The 20,815-nt window shown below is 63.7% G+C and carries 23 protein-coding genes; 14 read left to right on the forward strand and 9 right to left on the reverse strand.

The window, feature by feature from the left end; all coding sequences use genetic code 11:
• The first annotated feature begins 65 nt into the window (after nt 1-65).
• From ABIB90_RS06795 to ABIB90_RS06805, 3 genes are all read left to right on the forward strand, one after another.
• Nucleotides 66-1,010, forward strand: a complete 945-nt coding sequence (locus ABIB90_RS06795) for an EamA family transporter (protein ID WP_354200504.1) — start codon at nt 66-68, stop codon at nt 1,008-1,010.
• 76 nt (nt 1,011-1,086) lie between these two features.
• Nucleotides 1,087-1,608 carry a hypothetical protein gene (locus ABIB90_RS06800; RefSeq protein WP_007599519.1) on the forward strand — a complete coding sequence of 174 codons (522 nt, stop codon included), beginning with the start codon at nt 1,087-1,089 and terminating at the stop codon, nt 1,606-1,608.
• A 117-nt stretch (nt 1,609-1,725) separates the two neighbouring features.
• Nucleotides 1,726-2,775 (forward strand): amidohydrolase family protein, encoded by a 1,050-nt coding sequence (locus tag ABIB90_RS06805; protein WP_354200505.1) that lies wholly within the window; start codon nt 1,726-1,728, stop codon nt 2,773-2,775.
• 98 nt (nt 2,776-2,873) lie between these two features.
• Here ABIB90_RS06805 and ABIB90_RS06810 read toward each other — a convergent pair whose 3' ends face one another.
• Entirely contained in the window at nt 2,874-3,329 is a 456-nt protein-coding gene (locus ABIB90_RS06810) for a cupin domain-containing protein (protein ID WP_219681121.1), read from the reverse strand.
• Nucleotides 3,330-3,564: 235 nt separating this feature from the next.
• Between ABIB90_RS06810 and ABIB90_RS06815 the strand changes: the two genes are divergently transcribed.
• Nucleotides 3,565-4,119 (forward strand): hypothetical protein, encoded by a 555-nt coding sequence (locus ABIB90_RS06815; protein ID WP_354200506.1) that lies wholly within the window; start codon nt 3,565-3,567, stop codon nt 4,117-4,119.
• On the opposite strand, the gene ABIB90_RS06820 is transcribed toward ABIB90_RS06815, so the two are convergent.
• Complete coding sequence (locus tag ABIB90_RS06820; RefSeq protein WP_063994582.1) at nt 4,120-5,376, reverse strand: aminopeptidase; 1,257 nt, start codon at nt 5,374-5,376, stop codon at nt 4,120-4,122.
• A gap of 113 nt (nt 5,377-5,489) precedes the next feature.
• Nucleotides 5,490-6,851 (reverse strand): 3-carboxy-cis,cis-muconate cycloisomerase, encoded by a 1,362-nt coding sequence (pcaB, locus tag ABIB90_RS06825; RefSeq protein WP_007599510.1) that lies wholly within the window; start codon nt 6,849-6,851, stop codon nt 5,490-5,492.
• A 428-nt stretch (nt 6,852-7,279) separates the two neighbouring features.
• On the opposite strand from pcaB, the gene ABIB90_RS06830 reads away from it, so the two are divergent.
• Complete coding sequence (locus ABIB90_RS06830; RefSeq protein ID WP_354200507.1) at nt 7,280-8,839, forward strand: winged helix-turn-helix domain-containing tetratricopeptide repeat protein; 1,560 nt, start codon at nt 7,280-7,282, stop codon at nt 8,837-8,839.
• Between the two features lie 42 nt (nt 8,840-8,881).
• Here the strand turns inward: ABIB90_RS06830 and ABIB90_RS06835 are convergent, their stop codons facing one another.
• Nucleotides 8,882-9,304, reverse strand: coding sequence for a GFA family protein (locus ABIB90_RS06835; protein WP_354200508.1), 423 nt, complete (start codon nt 9,302-9,304; stop codon nt 8,882-8,884).
• Between the two features lie 229 nt (nt 9,305-9,533).
• Nucleotides 9,534-10,319 (reverse strand): methanethiol S-methyltransferase, encoded by a 786-nt coding sequence (gene mddA, locus ABIB90_RS06840; protein ID WP_007599504.1) that lies wholly within the window; start codon nt 10,317-10,319, stop codon nt 9,534-9,536.
• A 134-nt stretch (nt 10,320-10,453) separates the two neighbouring features.
• On the opposite strand from mddA, the gene ABIB90_RS06845 reads away from it, so the two are divergent.
• On the forward strand, nt 10,454-12,004 hold the full coding sequence (locus ABIB90_RS06845; protein ID WP_354200509.1) for a winged helix-turn-helix domain-containing protein: 1,551 nt from the start codon (nt 10,454-10,456) through the stop codon (nt 12,002-12,004).
• A gap of 7 nt (nt 12,005-12,011) precedes the next feature.
• On the opposite strand, the gene irr is transcribed toward ABIB90_RS06845, so the two are convergent.
• Nucleotides 12,012-12,494 carry a Fur family transcriptional regulator Irr gene (gene irr, locus ABIB90_RS06850; RefSeq protein ID WP_007599502.1) on the reverse strand — a complete coding sequence of 161 codons (483 nt, stop codon included), beginning with the start codon at nt 12,492-12,494 and terminating at the stop codon, nt 12,012-12,014.
• A 177-nt stretch (nt 12,495-12,671) separates the two neighbouring features.
• Here irr and ABIB90_RS06855 point away from each other — a divergent pair, with 177 nt between their 5' ends.
• The 5 genes from ABIB90_RS06855 (at nt 12,672) to ABIB90_RS06875 (ending at nt 18,273) form a co-directional block, all read left to right on the forward strand.
• Nucleotides 12,672-12,983 carry a hypothetical protein gene (locus ABIB90_RS06855; RefSeq protein WP_354200510.1) on the forward strand — a complete coding sequence of 104 codons (312 nt, stop codon included), beginning with the start codon at nt 12,672-12,674 and terminating at the stop codon, nt 12,981-12,983.
• A gap of 218 nt (nt 12,984-13,201) precedes the next feature.
• Nucleotides 13,202-14,752 carry an ABC transporter substrate-binding protein gene (locus ABIB90_RS06860; RefSeq protein ID WP_007599500.1) on the forward strand — a complete coding sequence of 517 codons (1,551 nt, stop codon included), beginning with the start codon at nt 13,202-13,204 and terminating at the stop codon, nt 14,750-14,752.
• 91 nt (nt 14,753-14,843) lie between these two features.
• A complete protein-coding gene (locus ABIB90_RS06865; protein ID WP_007599498.1) occupies nt 14,844-15,815 on the forward strand; it encodes an ABC transporter permease in 972 nt (323 codons plus the stop codon).
• Nucleotides 15,812-16,651: an ABC transporter permease gene (locus ABIB90_RS06870; RefSeq protein ID WP_018458168.1), complete on the forward strand. Its 840-nt coding sequence runs from the start codon at nt 15,812-15,814 to the stop codon at nt 16,649-16,651. The genes ABIB90_RS06865 and ABIB90_RS06870 overlap by 4 nt, the downstream gene beginning before the upstream one ends.
• Before the next feature lie 2 nt (nt 16,652-16,653).
• Nucleotides 16,654-18,273 (forward strand): ABC transporter ATP-binding protein, encoded by a 1,620-nt coding sequence (locus ABIB90_RS06875; protein ID WP_354200511.1) that lies wholly within the window; start codon nt 16,654-16,656, stop codon nt 18,271-18,273.
• Between the two features lie 18 nt (nt 18,274-18,291).
• Here the strand turns inward: ABIB90_RS06875 and ABIB90_RS06880 are convergent, their stop codons facing one another.
• Nucleotides 18,292-18,561, reverse strand: a complete 270-nt coding sequence (locus ABIB90_RS06880; RefSeq protein ID WP_246648674.1) for a hypothetical protein — start codon at nt 18,559-18,561, stop codon at nt 18,292-18,294.
• A 346-nt stretch (nt 18,562-18,907) separates the two neighbouring features.
• Between ABIB90_RS06880 and ABIB90_RS06885 the strand changes: the two genes are divergently transcribed.
• Nucleotides 18,908-19,072: a hypothetical protein gene (locus ABIB90_RS06885; RefSeq protein ID WP_354200512.1), complete on the forward strand. Its 165-nt coding sequence runs from the start codon at nt 18,908-18,910 to the stop codon at nt 19,070-19,072.
• Nucleotides 19,069-19,278 carry a hypothetical protein gene (locus tag ABIB90_RS06890; protein WP_007599488.1) on the forward strand — a complete coding sequence of 70 codons (210 nt, stop codon included), beginning with the start codon at nt 19,069-19,071 and terminating at the stop codon, nt 19,276-19,278. The genes ABIB90_RS06885 and ABIB90_RS06890 overlap by 4 nt, the downstream gene beginning before the upstream one ends.
• Nucleotides 19,279-19,369: 91 nt before the next feature.
• Here the strand turns inward: ABIB90_RS06890 and ABIB90_RS06895 are convergent, their stop codons facing one another.
• Together ABIB90_RS06895 and ABIB90_RS06900 are read right to left on the reverse strand one after the other, a co-directional pair.
• A complete protein-coding gene (locus ABIB90_RS06895) occupies nt 19,370-19,663 on the reverse strand; it encodes a hypothetical protein (protein ID WP_007599485.1) in 294 nt (97 codons plus the stop codon).
• A 124-nt stretch (nt 19,664-19,787) separates the two neighbouring features.
• On the reverse strand, nt 19,788-20,135 hold the full coding sequence (locus tag ABIB90_RS06900) for a hypothetical protein (protein ID WP_007599478.1): 348 nt from the start codon (nt 20,133-20,135) through the stop codon (nt 19,788-19,790).
• Nucleotides 20,136-20,371: 236 nt separating this feature from the next.
• Here ABIB90_RS06900 and ABIB90_RS06905 point away from each other — a divergent pair, with 236 nt between their 5' ends.
• On the forward strand, nt 20,372-20,692 hold the full coding sequence (locus ABIB90_RS06905; protein WP_007599476.1) for a hypothetical protein: 321 nt from the start codon (nt 20,372-20,374) through the stop codon (nt 20,690-20,692).
• The last annotated feature ends 123 nt before the right edge of the window (nt 20,693-20,815 follow it).

Here is a 20,815-nt window from a genome sequence, read left to right on the forward strand (position 1 = left end):
CGAGCCGGAACGCATGAGCCTCCTCCGACTTGGTTGCTTCGAAATCAGTTACGATCGGAGCAGTCATGAGCAGAAGGTTGCTGGTCATAGGCTCATTTGCGGCCATTTACCTGCTGTGGGGTTCCACCTACTTCGCCATCACTTTGGGCCTGAAATCGATTCCGCCATTTCTGCTGATGGCGCTGCGTTCGCTCTGTGGCGGCATCTTGTTGCTGGCCATGAGTGCCGGTGAGGTCGCGAACCTATCCGCGCAGGCGTGGATAAGGGCGAGCCTGTGCGGGCTCCTGTTCTTTGTCGGTTGCCATGGCGTACTCGCCTTCGCGCAGCAATCGGTTCCTTCGGGCGTGGCGGCCATCGTGCTGGCCACGATCCCGTTCTGGATCCTGCTGATCGATGTCTTGTTCCCCGGCGATCAGCGACCGAAGCCCTTCGCCCTGCTCGCTCTTGTGCCGGGCTTCTTCGGCGTCGGACTCGTGGCGTGGCAAAACGTCGAGCAGGCCGGCATCAGTATCCTTCCCGTCGTCTGGCTGCTGGCTGCGGCCTTGTCATGGTCGGCCGGGACTATCTTGTCCCGGAGCATGTCGAGCCAGGCATCCGCTATCCTGCTTTCGGGCATCCAGCTTTCGATAGGCGGTACCGTGTTGTTCACGATCAGTTGGCTGACAGGCGAGATCGGAAACTTCAGGCCGAGCGAGGTTTCGCTGACTTCGCTTGCAGCGGTGCTTTGGCTGATCATCGCTGGCAGCGTGATCGGATTCGTTGCCTACAACTGGCTTCTGGAAAACGTCTCGACCTCGTTGGTGTCGACCTACACTTTCGTCAACCCGGTGATCGCTGTACTGCTCGGCACCCTCGTGCTGAGCGAGCCATTTTCGCGCCTGATGTTGCTTGGTGCGGGTCTCGTGATTGTCTCCGTCATCGTCATTTGGCTCGCGGAACGCGCGACGAGCCGACGAACGAACGACAGGCCCAATCCTGGCATAGGGCATCTGTCGCCCAACAAGACTTGACGGCGGGCGCCGCGCAATTTTCTCCAAGTCGGCTGCCGTCCGGTCGTGCTGATCTCCTCGCAAACAGGAGATGGACATGACCGACTTTGCGAGATTATTGCACGCGGACGGACCGAACCCCGAGCACGCGGCGGCGCTCCAGCTTTATGGCCGCTTCGTCGGCGATTGGGACGCCGAGATCACCGCCCATGGACCCGATGGAACGAAACACACCGCGCCCGGCGAAATCCATTTCGGCTGGGTGCTGGAGGGCCGCGCCGTGCAAGACGTCTGGATCATTCCGCGCCCGGCTGGCAGCCCGGCCTTGCCGATCGCCGGCAATTGGTACGGCACGACGCTGCGGGTCTACGATCCGACCATCGATGCCTGGCGGATCTCCTGGTTCGATCCCGGCCGCGGCATATTCCGCCAGCAGATCGGCCGTCCACGCGATGCCGACATCGTTCAGGAAGGCACGACCGAAGCCGGCGACCTGACGCGCTGGAGTTTTACGGAAATCACCGAGGATTTCTTCCATTGGCTCGGCGAGGTCAAGCCGGCCACCGCAACCGATTGGCGGCTTTTGGTCGATGTGAGGGCGAAGCGGCGCAAGGATTGACGACGGCGCCGCTGTGCCCGCGATGACGGGTGCGGTTGCGAAACGCGCGCTGCTGCACGCGAGAACGAGGTGTTAGGCTCCCAGAACAAGAAGCATACATCAAGGGAGCGAACGCCGATGGCCGCAAGCGGTTTGCCCGCCAACACGAGCGGGCTATTCGTCGAGCCGCGCGAGGACTGGCTCGCGCTGCATCACGAGGAGATCATCGATCCCTTACGGCCGATCGTCGATCCCCATCACCATCTCTGGAATCGCGGGCACCGCTATTTGATCGAGGAGATGGCGGCGGATATCGCCTCCGGCCACAACATCACCGCCACCGTCTATGTCGATTGCCGCTCGATGTATCGTGCGCACGGGCCCGAAGCATTCCGGCCGGTCGGCGAGGTCGAGTTCGCCAATGGCGTCGCCGCGATGAGCGCCAGCGGCGGCTATGGCAAGGCGGCGATCTGCGCCGGCATCGTCAGCCACGTCAACCTGCTGCTCGGCGATGCCGCACAACCGGTGTTGGAGGCCGAGATCGCGGCGGGCAACGGTCGCTTCCGCGGCATCCGGCATTCCTCGGCCTGGGACGCAGATCCCGCGGTCGCCGGCATGTATGCGAGCCGGCCGCAGGGATTGTTGCAGGACCCGACCTTCCGGAAGGGCTTTGCCTGTCTCGCGCCGCTGAACCTGAGCTTCGACGCCTGGCTGTTCCATCCGCAAATCGGCGAGCTGACCGAGCTCGCCCGCGCATTTCCCGACACCAGGATCGTGCTCGACCATTGCGGCGGCCCGGCCGGAATCGGCCGCTTTGCCGGGCGACGCGAGGAGGTGTTTGCGCAATGGCGCGCCTCGATCCGGGAGATCGCGAAATGCGAGAACGTCGTGGTGAAGCTCGGCGGGCTCGCGATGTGCCTGCTCGGCTACGACTTCCATTTGCGCGAGAGGCCGCCGTTATCCGAGGAGCTTGCCGCGGCGTGGCGGCCTTACATTGAAACCTGCATCGAGGCGTTTGGACCCACGCGCGCGATGTTCGAGAGCAATTTCCCGCCGGACAAGGGCCAGTGCAGCTATCAGGTAATCTTCAACGCCTTCAAGCGTATCGCGGCGCCCTTGAGCGAGACCGAGAAGACGGCGTTGTTCTCGCAGACCGCGAGTGATTTCTACCGGCTCGATCTGCCTTAAAGTGATTGGCGCCATGACGAGAACAGGGGCCGGGATGTTGATCCCGGCCCCCTGTTCCGTCGTGACCGCTGGGAAGCGTCCTTGAAACTGATTGAACTCTAACCGGCGCCCATCAGCGAGGCAGGACGGCGCTCGCCGGTGGAGACGAAGATCTTCTTGAGCTTGTTGAGGACGCGGATCAGGAAGCCGATCATCACGGGATTGGTCTTGCGGCAGAAGGCGATCTTCTTGACGTGGCCCTCGACATGCCATTTGGCATGCGCGCCGTTGCGGAAGAAAATGACGTCGCCCGGGCCGTAGCGCTTCGGCGGCATGCCGTCGCTTTCGAGCACGATCGACCCTTCCATGATCATGATCGTCTCATCGATGTCGTAATACCAGTTGAAGCGGCCTCCGGTGCAGGCCCAGATGATGGTCGAAGCGGTGCCGTCGGCGCTGGTGGACAGGATGTGCGAGCGCGACACCGGATTGCCTTCGATGATCCAGGACGGTTCGATCGGCCGCAGCTCGAGATCTACATTGCAACTACTGATTTCAATCAATGCGCGCGACATCTGTTCCCCCAGGGGATAAAATATGATCCGCCGGGTCTCGGCCCGGATTGTTCAAAGATGGCGGGAACGCTAGTAGCCGGTTTTTAATTCTTTCTTACGCAGGGTCCGACAATCAGCCGCAAGTTGCAGACGCGAAACGGTTAACGTCCCAATTTCCCTGCAATTTCGTACACATGAACCCTTCTTTTCCGGGGTGCGACAAAGTGCGCGAAGCTATCTGAAAGGAGCCATGCCGATGCCCCTCACCCCGGAGGTTCTCGCAACTCAAGGCGAGGTCGTGGCCTGGCTCGGCAGCCTCGATGTCTCCTTCGCAACCGACGAGGAGCCTTGGTTCACCGTCGACGGCATCGAAAGCCCCCGGCAAATCGGCAGTGACGGCTCCGGCGGCGCGTTCGTTCTGCTGCCGTCTCAGAATGTGCTCTACGTCTCGTCGGAAGGCCGCGCGGGAATCATCGCCGAGAGTTTCGAGGCTTTCGTCAAGCTCGTCGTGGCGCGCCCCTATTGGGTCGACATCCTCAAATTTTCCGCCGGCGGTGATCTCCATGAGATGCGGCGGGCGGCGGATGCGCTGGAGGCCACACTCGACGACGAGGACGACGTCAACGAGGCCCGCGAGCAAATCCGCGGGGGTCTCGACCTGCCCGAGGCGAATGATCCGGTCGGTGCGCTCTACGACGCGGTGGCGGCCTCCGACGCCGTCGTGCGGGCCACCGACGGCAGCCCGTTCACGACGCTGTTCAACCGCTTCAGCATCGACAACAGCCCGATGCTGCGCAACGCGGCGGCGTAGTTACTTCGCCCATTCGCCCTTGCGAAACACCGGCACTTTGCTGCCGTCGGCCAGAATGCCGTCGATGTCGGTCTCGGCCGAGCCGATCATCCAATCGATATGGATCAGGCTCTGGTTGCCGCCTTGCGCCGCGATCTGCTGCGGCGTGAGCTGGGCGCCGTTGACGAAGCACTTCGAATAGCACTGGCCGAGCGCGATGTGCGAGGCCGCGTTCTCGTCGAACAGCGTATTATAGAACAACAACCCGCTCTGCGAGATCGGCGAGGAATGCGGCACCAGGGCCACTTCGCCGAGACGCCGCGCGCCCTCGTCGGTGTCGAGCACCTTGTTCAGTACCTCCTCGCCGCGCGAAGCCTTGGCGTCGACGATCCGGCCGTCCTCGAAGCGCACCGCGATGTTGTCGATCAGCGTGCCCTGGTAGGATAGCGGCTTCGAGCTCACGACATGGCCGTAGACGCGCCGGCAATGCGGCGTGGTGAAGACCTCTTCGGTCGGGATATTGGCGTTGCAGCTGATGCCGTTCTTGGAGAGCGAGGCGCCGCCCTCCCATTCATGGCCGTCGGCGAGCCCGATGGTGAGGTCGGTGCCCGGTCCCGAATACTGGAGCGCGCGGAAACGCTGGCCGTTGAGCCAGTTGGTGCGCTCCCGCAGCACCGCATTGTGGCTCGCCCAATTGGCCGGCGCATCGTCGCGATCGACGCGGGACGCTGCGAAGATCGCGTCCGCGAGCTTGCCGATCGCGACCTCTTCAGGATCGTTCGGAAAGACTTGCTTCGCCCAGGACGGGCTCGGGTAGGCAATGATGTTCCAGTTGGTGTCGAAATTGACGATCTTTTCCAGCGCCGGCTGATAGGCCATGGAATTGGCCTTGCTGGCGCGCGCGACCTTGGAAGCATCTTCGCCCGAGAGCAGCATCGGATTGTCGCCGACGATGGCGAGACGCGCGGTGTTGTTCGAGAACGCCTTGGCCATGCCCTCGTAGAGCCAGTTGGCGGCGCGATCGAAGCTGTCGTCGTGGCCGTGGCGATAGCGCGCCAGCGTCATCTCTTCGTCGGAGAGAATGGGCGTCACGATGCCGGCGCCGGCCTTGTAGGCATGCACCGCGATCCGCCGCACCAGCGGCAACGCGATCGCAGGTGCCGTCAAGAGCAGATCCTGGCCCGGCCGCAAGCCCAGGCCCACCTTCACCGCCACCTCAGCCAGCCGGTCGAGCTTCACGGGATCGATGGGAGTGGAGGTGATGCGTTGATCAGTCATGCCGGATCCTCTGCCGAACGTCTCTCGTCCAATCTAAGTCTAGCATCGCGAGACACAAGTGCGCGAGTGCCTTGCGACCCCCCAAAGATACGCAGTTTCGCGCATTTTGGTTTTCAACGCGTTGCCGATTTCAGCACCCGGTCGACCATGGCGGGAGCAAGGCCGAGGTAATTTTTCGGTGATGTCAGCGCCTCGATCGTGGCACGGTCGATTCTGACAGAGACGCGGGAATCGGACGAGAGCGCGTCCGCCAGCGTAAGACCTTTCTCATTGGCGAGCCGGCAGGCGTCATAGACCACGTCATGGGCCTCCTGCCGCCCGATCTGCGGCGCGAGCCCCATCATGACGGCTTCGGCCACGATCAGACCGCGGCTGACGGCGAGATTCTCGTTCATCTTGCTTTCATCCACGATGAGGCCGGCGAGCGCGAACTTCGCCTGGTGCAAGGCGCCGGCGGTCAGCACGAAGCTCTCGGGGATCGCCATCCATTCGGCGTGCCAGGGCCCGGTGGCGCGCTCGAAATCCTGCACCATGGCATCCAGCATGAGGCCGGCGTGCTGGCGCACCGCCTTCGACGCCGCGAGCATCAGTTCCGAGGAGATCGGGTTGCGCTTCTGAGGCATAGTCGAGGAAGCACCGCGTCCCTTGACGAAGGGCTCGTAGACCTCGGCGAATTCGGTCGAGGCCATGATCATGATGTCGAGCGCGATCTTGCCGAGCGAGCCGGTGACGAGCGCCAGGAAGTTGACGGCCTCGGCAAAACCGTCGCGTGCGACGTGCCAGGTCGAAGCGGGGACGCCAAGCCTCAGTTCGGCGCAGAGCGCTTCCTGCACCTCGAACCCCTTGTCGCCGAGCGAGGCCAGCGTGCCGGCGGCGCCGGCGAACTGGCCGACCAGGACGCGCGGCTTCAATTCACTGAGGCGCTCGGCGTGGCGGTCGAACATCGCGAGCCAGATCGCGGTCTTGTAGCCGAAGGTGACCGGCAGCGCCTGCTGGAGATGGGTGCGGCCCGCCATCGGCGTGTCGCGGTGGCGCTTCGAGAGGTCGGCAAGGATTGTGCGCAGCGCGGCGATGTCCTGCTCGACGAGCTCGAGCCCGGCGCGCAATTGCAGCACCACGGCGGTGTCCATGATGTCCTGCGTGGTCGCGCCCCAATGCACATAGCGGCCGGCATCGCCGCATTGCTTCACCATCTGATGCACGAGCGGCAGGATCGGATAGCCGACGACATCGGTCTCCTGCCGCAACAGGTCGAAATCGAGCGCGGCCACATCGGTCCGCGCCGCGATCTGGTCGGCGGCATCGTGCGGAATCACCCCGCACTTCGCTTCCGCTTTCGCCAGTGCCACCTCGACCTCGGCATAGCGCGCGACCGTCGCGATATCGGAAAACACCTCCCGCATCTGCGGCGTGCCGAAGGCATCGCGGAACAGCACGGAATCGAGCACGGTGGTCGAGGCATGAAAAGCGGGCATGGGCGTTTCTTCGTGGTTGGTGTTTTGTGTGGGCGGCAGCTTACGCACGCGGAACTGTTCGGCAATGGACATTCACCGTTCGTCACACATTCGATGCCGTCGCGAAGGCCAGGACAACATGGGAAGCTGCCGCACGCCATTGCCTCAACACCGACATTGCGAGGAGCCCTTGCGACGAAGCACTCCACGCTGTCTGCGCGGCGACAGGCTGGATTGCTTCGCTACGCTCGCAATGACGTGAGGAAATCGCGACAATCCGGCCGAACCGGCCACGTTCTAACCAAGGCTGCATTCCTCCCCGTAAACTGCATGCCTGCCATCACGCGATCGTGGTGAACCGGGCAGGCCCCTCGGTGGACTCACAGACATCAGCCGAAATCCGTCTTGATTTCATCGTTGCCCGATGTCGTGAGGTCTGAGTTTTCGACGTGCAGTTTCTGTTCCGGGATCACCTGCTCGATACCGACTTGCGCGAGCTGAGCCGCGAGCAAGTTCCCGTTGCCGTGGAGCCGCAGGTCTTCGATCTCGTCGTCCACCTCATGGAGAACCGCGACCGGGTGGTCAGCAAGGACGAGCTGATCGACAAGATCTGGCATGGGCGCAGCGTGTCCGAATCCACCCTGACCAGCCGGATCAATGCGGCACGCAAAGCGGTCGGAGACACCGGCGCCAACCAGGCGCTGATTCGCACCATCTCACGCAAGGGTTTTCGTTTCGTCGGCGACGTCGAAACCAAGCGTGGGGCGACCGCGCCGGACTCCGATTTCGGAGCGAAGCTACTGCAGGCCCCGCTGGCGCTGCCGGACCGGCCGGCGATCGCGGTGCTGCCCTTTACCAATATGAGTGGCGACCTCGAGCAGGATTATTTCTCGGACGGGATCAGCGAGGACATCATCACCGCGCTGTCGAAGCTGCGCTGGTTCTTCGTCATCGCGCGCAACTCCTCCTTCGTCTACAAGGGCCGCGCGGTGCACATGAACGAGGTCGCGCGCGAGCTCGGCGTGCGCTACGTGCTCGAAGGCAGCGTGCGGCGGAGCGGCGATCGCGTGCGCATCTCCGCGCAGCTCAACGACGTCTCGACCGGCAGCCATCTCTGGGCCGAACGCTACGACCGCGAGCTTGCCGACATCTTCGCCGTGCAGGACGAGATCACCGAGGCGATCGTCGCCGCGATCGAGCCGCAGCTCTATACCGCCGAGAGTTTTCGCGCCCAGCAGAAGCCGCCGGGAAGCCTGGATGCCTGGGACCTCGTGATGCGCGCATTGTCGCATTACTGGCGCATCACCCGCGAGGACAATGCCGCCGCGCAAGGATTGCTCGAGAAGGCCGTCGCGCTCGATCCCGCCTATGGCAAGGCGCTCGGCCTGCTCGCGACCAGCCACATCTTCGGCGCGCATATGGGCTGGTCCGACATGGCCGCGACCGTGCCGGTCGCCGAGCACGCCGCGCTCGCGGCGGTGGAGGCCGATCGTGAGGATGCCTGGGCCCATCACGGCCTGGCATACGCTTATTTATTCCGCCGCCGCTTCGACGACGCACTGGCGGAATTCGAGCTGGCGCTGAACCTCAATCCGAACTTTGCGATGGCGCACGCCTTCTACGGCGTGACGCTGTGCTACGCCGGACGATGGCAGAACGGCGATGTCGCCGCGCGCCGCGCGCTGCGGCTGAGCCCGCGCGACCCGCTCGCGGCGATCTATTGCGGCGTCGCGGCCTATGCCCGGTTCATCGGCCGCGATTACGAAGGCGCCGCACAGATGGCGCGCGAGTCGATGCGGCAGCGCGCCGATTTCGTCGGCGCGCATCGCGTGCTGACGGCCGCCGCCGGCATGTCGGGGGATCCCGTGCTCTCGGCTTCCGCCCTGGAAGGCTTGCGCCGCGCCCAACCCGGCATCTCGCTGGCCTGGATCACGCGCGAGCTGCCGATGCTGCGGCAAGAGGATCGCGAGCATTACCTCGAGGGATTGCGGCGTGCGGGGATGAGGTAGCGAATTTCTCCTCTCCCGCTTGCGGGAGAGGAGAAGGGACCGCTACTCCTGCATCATCTCGCCGCTGCCGCCGAATTCGGCCGGAAAATCCTTGAGTTTGGGCAGGCCGTCGCGCATCGGCAGCACCGTCTCGGCGTAGTTGACGTGGACGCCGGGCGTGAAGGCGAGGGTGGGGATGGTGGCGGTGAAGACGTCGACCAGGCCGAGCGGCGGATGGTTGGTCATGAGATGACCGCCGCACTTCTTGCAATATTTGCGCTGGCTGAGCGGCGTCTTCGCAAAGGTCTCGACATTCTGAGCACCCTCGGTGATACGCACGGCCTCGGGTTTCCACAGGCTGAAGGCGTTCACCGGACCGCCCGACCACGACCGGCACGAGCTGCAGTGGCAATAGCCCATCGCCTCCGGCGCGCCTGTGACCTCGATCGTGACCGCGCCACAGAAGCAGTTTCCAACATGTTTCATTAGGTCGTCTCCGTTGATGATTGATTAGATTCCTCTCCCCGCTCCTGTTTGCCGATAACTCGGCAAAAAGGAATGCGGGGGTCGCGACGAGCTTCGCTCGCACTAATAGCGCCGGGGTGAGGGGGATTCACCCCGAGAAACGTGGAAGGCCGGGTCGGCAAGCTCCGTTACGCGCCTCGGCGCCGCCGCGCGTCCTCCTTTCGGCGGACGCGGCCGAACGACGCGCAAGCTATACTGACTTGCGCCAGGGAATAAGCATCGACACCCGTTGTTTGTAGTGCCGGTACTCGTCGCCGAAGAGATCGATGAGGTCGTGCTCCTCCAGCGCGATGCCGACGAAGATGTAGGCCGTCGTCACGGCGGCGAACAGCAGATGGCCCGCGGTCATGACCGGCGCCGCCCAGAACGCGATGATGAAGCCGAGATAGATCGGATGACGGACGAACTTGTAGAGCAGCGGCGTCTTGAAGCGCGGCGGCGACGCCTCCTTGCCGACGAGATGATTGGTCACCTGATGCAATCCGAACAACTCGAAGTGATTGATGATGAAGGTCGAGGTAAACACCAGGACCCAGCCCACCAGCGACAGCGTGACGATCGTCACAGCAAGATCCGGGTTCGCGACGTCCCATATGACCGTGGGCAGCGGACGCCACTGCCAGAACAGGAGAAGCAATGACAGGCTGGCAAACAGCACATAGGTGCTGCGCTCGACCGGCTTGGGGACGTACTGCGTCCACCAGGCCTTGAATTGCCGGCGCGCCATGACGCTGTGCTGGATCGCAAACAGGGCCATCACGAGCAGATTGATGATGACGGCCTCGGCCACGGGCGTATCGGTCCCGGTATCGATGGTCTTCGGCACCACGAGCCCCATGACGAAGCCGATGGCGTAGAGAATGGTGACGAAAAACACGAGATACGCCGCAATTCCGTACAGAAAGGCGATGAACTTGAAAATGCGTGAGCCCGCAACCGGGCCGATAGGATCAACCTGATGATCAATTTGGGTCATAAACAGCTCCGTTGTGCCAAAACGCCGGCACTTCATTGGTCGCTGCACCATGCCGCACCGGAGGTCCCAAGACTTTCGCGGACGGTTGATTTTCGCCTGAGACGACTTTGATTTTTGCTTGAGACGACAGAAACGTGCGATTTCGCTTTGAAAACAACGTGCTCGACGGCGACCTGCGGGAACTCATCTGCAGCGGAGCGGCTGTGCCGCTGCAGCCGCAGGTGTTCGATCTCCTGCTTTATCTGGTGGCGCAGCGCACCCGTGTGGTCAGCAAGGATGACCTGATCAGCCAGATTTGGAGCGATCGGATCATCTCTGATTCCGCCCTGAACAGCCGGATCAACGCCGCGCGCAAGGCGCTCGGCGACGACGGTGCGACCCAGCGGCTGATCAAGACCATTCCGCGCAAGGGCTTTCGTTTCGTCGGCGAAGTCCGGGAAGAAATGGCATCCGCGCCCGCCCCCACGCAACCCGTCGCTGCTTTGCCGCGCGCCCTGGCGGACCGCCCGGCGGTCGCGGTGCTCGCTTTCGAGAACATGAGCGGCGATCCCGCACAGGACTATTTCGGCGACGGGATCAGCGAGGACATCCTCACCGCGCTGTCGAAGCAGCGCTGGTTCATGGTGATCGCCCGCAACTCGTCCTTTACCTACAAGGGCCGCGCTGTCCACATCCGGCAGATCGCCGAGGAACTCGGCGTCCGCTACGTCGTCGAAGGCAGCGTGCGCAAGTCGGACAACCGGGTGCGCATCACCGCGCAGCTCAACGACGCCACGACGGGCAGCCATCTCTGGGCCGAGCGCTACGACCGCGAGCTGGTCGACGTGTTCGCCGTGCAGGACGAAATCACCAACGCGATCGCGGCGGCGATCGAGCCGCAGATTCATGCGGCGGAAAGTTTTCGCGCCCATCGCAAGCCCCCCGCGAGCCTGGATGCCTGGGATCTCCTGATGCGGGCGCTGTCGCATTACTGGCGCGTGACGCGGCGGGATCACGAGACCGCGCGGGCGCTGCTGGAACGCGCGGTCGGCATCGACCCGAACTACGGCCAGGCGCGGTCGGTGCTCGCGGCGAACCACATGTTCGGCGTGCATCTCGGCTGGGCCGAGCTTGCCGTGGTGGCACCGGTGGCCGAAGCCGCCGCGCTCGCCGCGGTGCGCTGCGACCACGAGGATGCCTGGGCGCACGCTGCGCTCGGAAGCGTCTACTTCTCGACGCGAAGGCTTGCGGACGCGCTGTCCGAGTTCGAGCAGGCGCTCGCGCTCAATCCCAACTTCTCGCTGGCACAGGGCTATTACGCACTGGCGCTGTCCTATGCCGGACGACCGAAGGATTCATTCGAGGCAGCGCAGAGGGCAATGCGGCTCTCGCCGCGCGATCCATCCCTGGCGATCTATCACGGCATCGCCGGCTATGCCCGCTTCACCGAGCGGCGCTATGGCGAGGCCATCACGCTCGCGCGGGAGGCGATCCGCCACCGCGGCGACCTTACCGGCGCCTACCGCGTGCTGGCGGTTTCTGCTGGCATGACCGGCGACGGCGTGCTTGCGGAGATGGCGCTGGGCGAGCTCCGCCGCACCCAGCCCAACATCTCGCTGCGCTGGATCGCGACGCAATTGCCATGGGCGAACGACGCCGACCGCGAACACTATCTGGAAGGGTTCCGGCGGGCGGGCTTGCGCTAGACGATCGTCATGCCGGGTCTACGTCACGCTTCCGGCGCAGATGGACGACGACGTCGAGCCGCGCGATCTCGTGGCCCGGAAGCGCCTCGGGCATCCTGGTGAAGGTCAGGCCGTCGGTGACGTCGACCAGCACATCCTCGCCTTCGAGGTAGAAATGCGGATGCACGGACGTATCGGTGTCGAAGAACGACTTGATGCCGTCGGCGGCGATCCGCCGCAACAGGCCGGCTTCGGTGAACTGGTTCAGCGTGTTGTAGACGGTCGCAAGCGACAGCCGCAGATTGGCGGCGGTGGCTTCTTCATAAAGCCCCTCCGCTGTCACATGACGATGAGGGCAGAGGAACAGCATTTGGCCGAGCGCCAGGCGGTGGCGCGTCAGCCTGAGGCCAGCATCGCCGAGCAATTGCGCGCAACGTGCCGACGCCTCGTCTGCGAAAGAGATGGCGCTATCGTCTGAATCCGCTTCGGATGGGGTGGAATGGACGTTCATCGCCGATGGACTCGCAGTTGACCGGGCACGCGGGGCTTCACCCGTCCTGCCATCAGATCGCAGAAGCGGCAGCCCGGCTTTGATCCGAATCAAATCCGGAACGAGCCCGCCTCTGACCTATCGCAAGGCGGCCGAGTTTATTCCCGGCCAGAATGGCCTGACATCAATGAGGCTCACATGTCCAAGCCGGTTCCCGACAAGGCAGAGATCGCGCTCGAATATCCCGACAAGTTCTATGTCGGCACCTTCGGGCATTCATCGCGGTTCGAGGCACGTCTCGACGGAAGCGGCGTTGCGCTGGTGCTGCAGCATCCGGGCACGGCGGACGAGCGCAAATCGGTGCACCTGCACCTCAATTTCGGCCCGCTCGCCGGAATCCTGCGCGAACTCGCGGGCAGTGTCGCGGCCATCCCCAAGGACGACATCGCGCACCGGGAGCAACTCGCGGACGCGCTTGCCGAGTTGCAACGGGTGCTGCGGCCCTCCTGAAGCAGGGCGGCGCGGCGGCGTCGGCTTGGCCGTCAAATGCCATAACAGGACGCGCTGTACATTTTTTGGGCGAACACTGTCGAGACTTTCATCTTGCGGCGCCGAATGAGACTGTGTGAGCCTCGATCCCGGATGGGGACTGGGATGGGCCTGCCGTAGCTTTGCGCGCCATGACGTGCGAAGCGTTTGCGGCTGGTCTCGCTTGAGAAAGATACGACATGTCAAAACGAGTGTTGCTTGGTGTCCTCCTGGCTTGCGGCCTCGCGGCCCCGGCGCTGGCGCAAGAGCCGAAAGCGGGTGGAGCGATCAATGCCGTGATTCAGCCCGAGCCGCCCGGCCTGATGCTGGCGATGGTCCAGAACGGCCCGGTGCAGATGGTGTCGGGCAACATTTTCGAAGGCCTGCTGCGCTACAGCCCCAAGCTCGAACCGCAGCCGGAGCTCGCCGAGAGCTGGAGCGTCAGCGAGGACGCCAAAACCTACATATTCAAGCTCAGGAAGGGCGTGACCTGGCACGACGGCAAGCCCTTCACCGCCGCCGACGTGCTGTTCTCAATCGAGATGCTGAAGCAGACCCACGCGCGTGCCCGCAACAATCTGGCGCAGGTCGACAAGGTCGAGGCGCCCGACGACTACACGGTGGTGTTCACGCTGAAGCAGCCGTTCGGTCCGTTCCTCGGCATCTTCGAGGTCGGCTCGATGCCGATGGTACCGAAGCATCTCTACGAAGGCACCGACTGGAAGACCAATCCCTACAACAACGCCCCTGTCGGCACCGGCCCCTTCATGTTCAAGGAATGGCAGAAGGGCTCTTTCATCCGCCTGGTCAAGAACCCGAACTATTACGAGAAGGGCAAGCCCTATCTCGACGAGATCTACTGGCAAATCATTCCCGATGCCGCGGCGCGCTCGGTGGCGTATGAGACCGGCAAGGTCGACGTGCTGCCCGGCGGCTCGGTCGAGAATTTCGACGTGCCGCGGCTGTCCAAGCTGAAGGACACCTGCGTCACCGGCGCCGGCTGGGAGTTCTTCTCGCCGCTGGCCTGGCTGTGGCTCAACAATCGCCAGGGTCCGCTCGCCGACAAGCGGGTGCGGCAGGCGGTCATGTTTGCGATCGACCGCGACTTCGCCAAGGACGTGATCTGGAACGGGCTCGGCAAGGTCGCGACCGGCCCGTCGGCCTCGACCATCAAATACTACACCGACGACGTGCCGAAATACCCTTACGATCCCGCCAAGGCCAAGGCGCTGCTGAAGGAAGCCGGCTACAAGGGCGAGAAGATCCGCCTTCTGCCGCTCGCCTATGGCGAGACCTGGCAGCGCTGGGGTGAAGCCGTGAAGCAGAACCTCCAGGACGTCGGCATGAACATCGAGACCATCGCCACCGACGTTGCCGGCGGCAACCAGAAGATCGGCGACTGGGACTACGACATCGCTTTCACCTATCTCTACCAGTACGGTGATCCCGCACTCGGCGTCGGCCGCAACTACGTCTCCAGCGCCATTGCCAAGGGCCAGGTGTTCAACAACGTCGAAGGTTACTCCAACCCGGAAATCGACAAGCTGTTCGCCGACGGCGCGGTGGCAACGCCCGACTCCAAGCGCAAGGAGATCTACGAGAAGGCGCAGAAGATCCTGGTCGAGGACGTGCCGGTGGCCTGGATGCTCGAGCTGCAATTCCCCACCATCATGCGTTGCAAGGTCAAGAACCTGATCACGACCGGGATCGGGGTCAACGACGGCTTCAAGGACGCATGGCTGGACAAGTGAGGGCTGCCTCCGTCACCTCTCGCCGCTGGCGGGGAGAGGTGATCGCTCCATCTCTGTCGCTCCAGGTCACATCACCGATATGATCCTCTAGATGCTCTCCTTCGTCGCTCAGCGTGTCGTGAAGGGCGTGATCGTCCTGCTTGCGATCGTCGTCCTCAATTTCTTCCTGATCCGGCTTGCGCCCGGCGATCCCGCCGTCGTGATGGCGGGCGAGGCCGGGGCGAGCGACCAGATCTTCGTCCAGCAGCTCAGGGAGAAGTTCGGCCTGGACAAGCCGCTGCCCGAGCAGCTCTTCATCTACGTCAAGGGCATTGCTACCCTCGACCTCGGCTTCTCCTTCCGCCAGCAGGCGCCGGTCGCGAAGCTGATCGGCGAGCGGCTGCCCGCGACATTGCTGCTGACGCTGACGGCGTTCGCGATCTCGCTCGTGCTCGGCGTTCTCTTCGGCACCTTCGCCGCGCGCTTTGCCGGAACCTTTCTCGACACCGCGATCACCGTCTTTGCGCTGATCTTTTACGCCATGCCGATCTTCTGGGTGGCGCTGATGGGCATCCTGCTGTTCTCGGTCACCATGGATTGGCTGCCGAGCTTCGGCTACGAGACGGTCGGCGCCAACCTCACTGGCTTCGCTCATGCCGTCGATGTCGCGAAGCACCTGATCATGCCGGCGATGACGCTGGGCCTGTTCTTCATGGCGACCTACACCCGCATGACGCGCGCCTCGATGCTGGAGGTGAAGCGGCTCGACTTCGTCAAGACCGCGCGCGCCAAAGGCCTGTCCGACGCCGTGATCCAGCGCCGCCACGTCCTGCGCAACGCGCTGCTGCCCGTCGTGACGCTCGCCGGCGTCCACTCCGGCACCCTGATCGGCGGCGCCGTCATCACCGAGACCGTGTTCGCCTGGCCCGGCATCGGACGCCTGATGTACGACGCCCTGCTGCAGCGCGACTACAATCTGCTGCTCGGCGTCTTCGTGATCTGCTCCGCCATGGTCCTGATCTTCAACCTCATCACCGACCTGGTCTATCGCCTGGTCGACCCGCGCATCGAATTCACCACATGAAACAGTTCTGGAAATCGATGCTGAGGAGCCCGAGCGGCGTCATCGGGCTCATCATCCTGCTGCTTGCGATCTCGGTCGCCTTGTTCGGTCCGATGCTGTTCCCGAACTCGCCCTGGCGCATGGTGCAGCGGCCGTTCCTGCCGCCGTTCACGCTCGCGACCGTGCCGCTCGGCACCGATGCACTCGGCCGCGACGTGTTCGCGGGCATGATCTTTGGCGCACGCGTCTCGCTGCTCGTCGGCATGGTCTCCACCCTGGTGGCGCTCGTCGTCGGCGTTCCCATTGGCGCCATGGCCGGTTATTTCGGCGGCAGGGTCGACGACGCCCTGATGCGCTTCACGGAGTTCTTCCAGACCATTCCGAGCTTTGCGCTCGCGATCGTGCTCGTCGCGATCCTGCAGCCCTCGATCTATTCGATCGTCGCCTCGATCGCGCTGGTGAGCTGGCCGCCGGTCGCGCGGCTCGTCCGCGGCGAGGTGCTGTCGTTGCGCACGCGGGAGTACGTCCAGGCCGCCGTGGTCACGGGCCAGAGCAACACCTGGATCATCCTGCGCGAAATCCTGCCGAATACGCTGTCGCCGGTGATCGTGCTGGCCTCGCTGATGGTGGCGACCGCGATCCTGCTGGAATCCTCGCTGGCGTTCCTCGGCCTCGGCGATCCCAACCTGATCTCCTGGGGCTACATGGTCGGTGCCGGCCGCACCGTGATCCGCCAGGCGTGGTGGATCACCGTGTTTCCCGGCGTCGCCATCCTGATCTCGGTGCTCGGCCTCAATTTGATCGGCGAAGGCCTCAACGACGCGCTCAATCCGCGGCTGTCGCGGGAGGGCCGCTGATCATGACCGCTCCGCCCGCCGTCTCCATCAAGAACTTGCGGATCGCGTTGCCCAAGGGCGCCGAGCGTCCGTTCGCGGTCGACGGCGTCTCGCTCGATCTGCGGCCCGGCAAGATCGTCTGCGTCGTCGGCGAATCCGGCTCCGGCAAATCGATGTGCGCGCATGCGCTGATGGGACTGTTGCCTGACACGGTCACCGTCACCTCCGGCGAGATCCAGTTCGAAGGCCGCGACCTGCTCAAACTCGACGACGACGGCTGGCGAGATCTGCGCGGCCGCCGGCTCGCGATGATCTTCCAGGAGCCGATGACCGCGCTCAATCCGTTGATGCGGATCGGCGATCAGATGGCGGAGATGTTCGAGGCGCACGGGCTGCTCACGCCGAGGGAGCGGCGCGCCAAGGCGCTGTCGCTGGCGCGCGAGGTCGGCCTCCCCGACCCCGAGCGCATCGTGCGCGCCTATCCGCACCAGCTCTCCGGCGGCCAGCGCCAACGCGCCATGATCGCGATGGCGCTCGCGCTCGAACCGGCGGTGCTGGTTGCGGACGAGCCGACCACCGCGCTCGACGTCACCACGCAAGCGCAGATCCTGAAACTGATCCGCAACCTCCAGCGCAATCGCAACATGGCGGTGATGTTCATCACCCATGATTTCGGCGTGGTCGCCGACATCGCCGACCAGGTCATCGTGTTGCGCCACGGCAAGGTGGTCGAGGAAGGCCCCGCCTCGGCCGTCTTCAACGCGCCGCAGCACGACTACACCAAGGCGCTGCTCGCCGCCGTGCCCACGATGGACCCGCCCGCCCGCAACCCTCTCGTCGACCAGGCCAAAGCGGTCGAGGTGATCGGACTGGACAAGACCTACGTCACCTCGGGCGGCTGGTTTCGCGAGGACCGTCGCGTCGATGCCGCACGCGAAGTCAATTTCACGATTCTCAAGGGCGAGACGCTCGGCCTGGTCGGCGAATCCGGTTCCGGCAAATCGTCGGTGGCCCGTCTTGTGATGCGGCTGGTCGAAGCCGATCGCGGCACCGTGCGGATCGGCGAGACCGATCTCACAAAGCTCGCGGGCAAGGCGCTGCGCGCCGAGCGCCACCGCATCCAGATGATCTTTCAGGATCCGTTCGCCTCGCTCAATCCGCGGCGCAAGGTCGGCCACATCATCGCCGACGGCCCGATTGCGGCCGGCACCGATCCGAAGGTGGCGTTCGACCGCGCCCGCGATCTCCTCAAGATGGTCGGCCTCGATGCCGGCGCACTCGAACGCTATCCGCACGAATTCTCCGGCGGCCAACGCCAGCGCATCGGCATCGCGCGCGCGCTCGCGCTCGAACCCGAAATCATCGTCGCCGACGAAGCCGTCTCCGCGCTCGACGTGTCGGTGCAGGCGCAAGTGCTGAGACTGCTTGAAGACCTCAAGGCGCGTCTTGGCCTGTCGATGCTGTTCATCACCCACGATCTGCGCGTCGCTGCTCAAATCTGCGATCGCATTGCGGTGATGCAGCGCGGCGCCATTGTCGAACTGAAGCCGACCGCGCAGCTGTTCGCCGCGCCCGAACATGCCTATACGCGCGAGCTGCTCGCGGCAGTGCCGGGGCGCAAGGATCGCCCGCCGGCGGCGTAAGTCAGCCGATCGCGATTTCTACTTCGGTCGGGGATTCGTGTTGTTCCAGGTGGGGACCGAGTTTGTTACGCCGACGGAGGGCTGGTTGGACGTTCCGACCGATGGCGCTGTCACGGTCCCGACGGTCTGCCCGGAACTTCCAATAGTCCCTTGCTGTACTGGTGCTCCGGAGCGTCCGCTCGTGCTGCTTGGTGTCCCCGTCCCCGACGTTTGTGCGTTGACGGCGAGTGGCGCTGCAGCCAATCCGAGAGCGATAAGTGCAGCAATGGAGCGTTTCGTTCTTGTCATGGCTGATCCTTTCGGGCGCGGTCTCTCAATCGCGATGCCGTTCGTCGAGGCACCCGTGCACTGAGTGACCTTACAACTCCACGCGCGACAAAATGTGCCGCAGTGCCATCATCCCGCGGGGCTCAACTCTTCATCACGATGCTGCGAAGCGGTCCCCGCCGAACAGATGCGCCGTGAGATCGGCGCATCGCTGAAGGTACCCCGCTCCCCCTCAGGAGCGGAATCCTCACGGGCTTTTTATCCCTCGTGACCGCCCGCACGGCTGCAAAGCCGAAGGCGACACCCCACATCCGGATGAAATGATTTCCATCATGTGATGATGGATTGAGAATCTATTGGAGACGACATGGGCCAGGTTATTGAGTTTGTCTCGAAATCCGAGCGCGAGCGCATTCGCCTCATCCAGGAAGCGCGCGCGATCTACGACAGCATCTTCCCGACGGCTGATCCGGTGAGCGAACGATCAAGCGGAGCCTCCGCGCGTCGCAGCGACGGAGGCAACCTCGCGTGATCAAGATCATCGCCGTGCTCTGCAACCTCGCCTCTCCAGCGAACTGTCATGAGCAGACCGTCACCACATCCGATTTCGCCGACGTCTCGATGCAATCGTGCCTGATGGGTGCGCCGCAGCTTGCCGAATGGATGAACCAGCATCCGGCCGAGCGCCTCGCGGGATGGCGCTGCGTGATCGGCCAACAGGCCGGCCGGGGCGCCTGAGGGCGCATGCTCCCCTCTGGGGGCGTTGCGATCTTCACCTTGCGACCGGCCGCGCTGATCGACATCGGCTCTCGCCCAGAGCGTTCGCGTGCTATCGAACCGGCGGGTTGGTATTGCTCCAGGTCGGAACCGAGTTGGTGACGCCGACGGAAGGCCAATTATACGTGCCGATCGACGGCGCCGTGACCGTCCCCACCGTCTGTCCTGAGCTGCCGTAAGCCCTCGACGGCACGGCCATCGACCCTCCAACGCTGCCATAACTCGGGGCCGCCATAACGGAGCTGTAGTGTCTGGCGGACCTGTGCTTCTTCGCCTCGACAACGGAGGGGGCCGTAGCTAGGCCAACCGTGATAAGTGCGGCAATCGCGAATTTGATGCCTGTCATCGCTGATCCTTTCGTCGCCGTAGACCCCGTACGCCAAGTGTTCATTGTTCGGAAGAATTCCATAGCACTCCGTTCATAACTCCGTGCGCACACGAAGGTGCCGGAGCGCGGTCGCACGGCATGATCAGCGCCGCCGCGGACGACAGGCCTTGCGGTTGTGGCGCTCCTTGACGGTCGCGACCGAGTGCATCAGTTCCTTGAAGGCCGCGATTGCCTTGTCATCGCCGAATGCGCTGTCACCGAGCGCTTCCAGATGCTCAATGACCACGAGCAGCGCATCCGCGACCTGGCCGATCTGCTTGCCGTAACTGCCGACATCCGACAGTAGGTCCTTCTCGACATCGGGCGCCGAGGATTGGCCCACCGTGATGTTCACGAGACCGAACTGGCCGCCGGCCGGGCTGAAGAACGACGTGATCGGGTTGATGGACTGCACGACGTCCCCCGACAGAGGCAGCTTGAACACGGGCATGCGACTATTCTTTCCTTTGCTGAGCCCGGCGGGCGCGAGACTAGCACGCCCGCCCGCTACCGCGCCTCGCCTTCGGATGGACCCGAATCAGCGCTAAAGCGTTTTCGAGCGAAGTGGATGCCGGTTCGCGTGAAGAAAACGCGTCGAAACAAGGATCTAGAGCTTCGGTTCTGATTCAATCAGAACCGATAATGCTCTAGTGCATTCACCTCATCGACTTCGCGTATTGAGGCGATATGACCGGTCCCGAACTGAAGCAACTCCGCAACGATCTCTCGGACGTCCTCGAACGCAAGCTCACCGCGGCCGACATGGCCCGGCTTTGCGGATTGCCGGAGAAGGGCGGCGCCGACACCATCCGGCGCTGGGAAGTCAGCGGCCCGACACCGTCCGCGACCAAGGTGCTGCGCGTGCTCGCGATGGCGAGCGAGCGCTACCCGATCCTGGAGAAGTTCGACGTCTTCGATCGTCATGACGTGCGCGAGGAAGACCGGCCCGCAAAGCGCGCTGCATTCCGCGAACAGATGCGCGATGAGGCGCGGCGCCGTCTTGGTTAATGAGATGCGCGCGCAAGTTACACTGACAGCGCCGAGTTAAGCCTTCCTTCACCACTTCTTAAGCCGACATTAAGCACGAAAATCATTTACGGCCCAATACGTTAGGTTGGCTGCCGCTGTGCC

This window comes from Bradyrhizobium sp. JR4.1 (genome assembly GCF_040548605.1).
Taxonomy (GTDB): domain Bacteria; phylum Pseudomonadota; class Alphaproteobacteria; order Rhizobiales; family Xanthobacteraceae; genus Bradyrhizobium; species Bradyrhizobium canariense.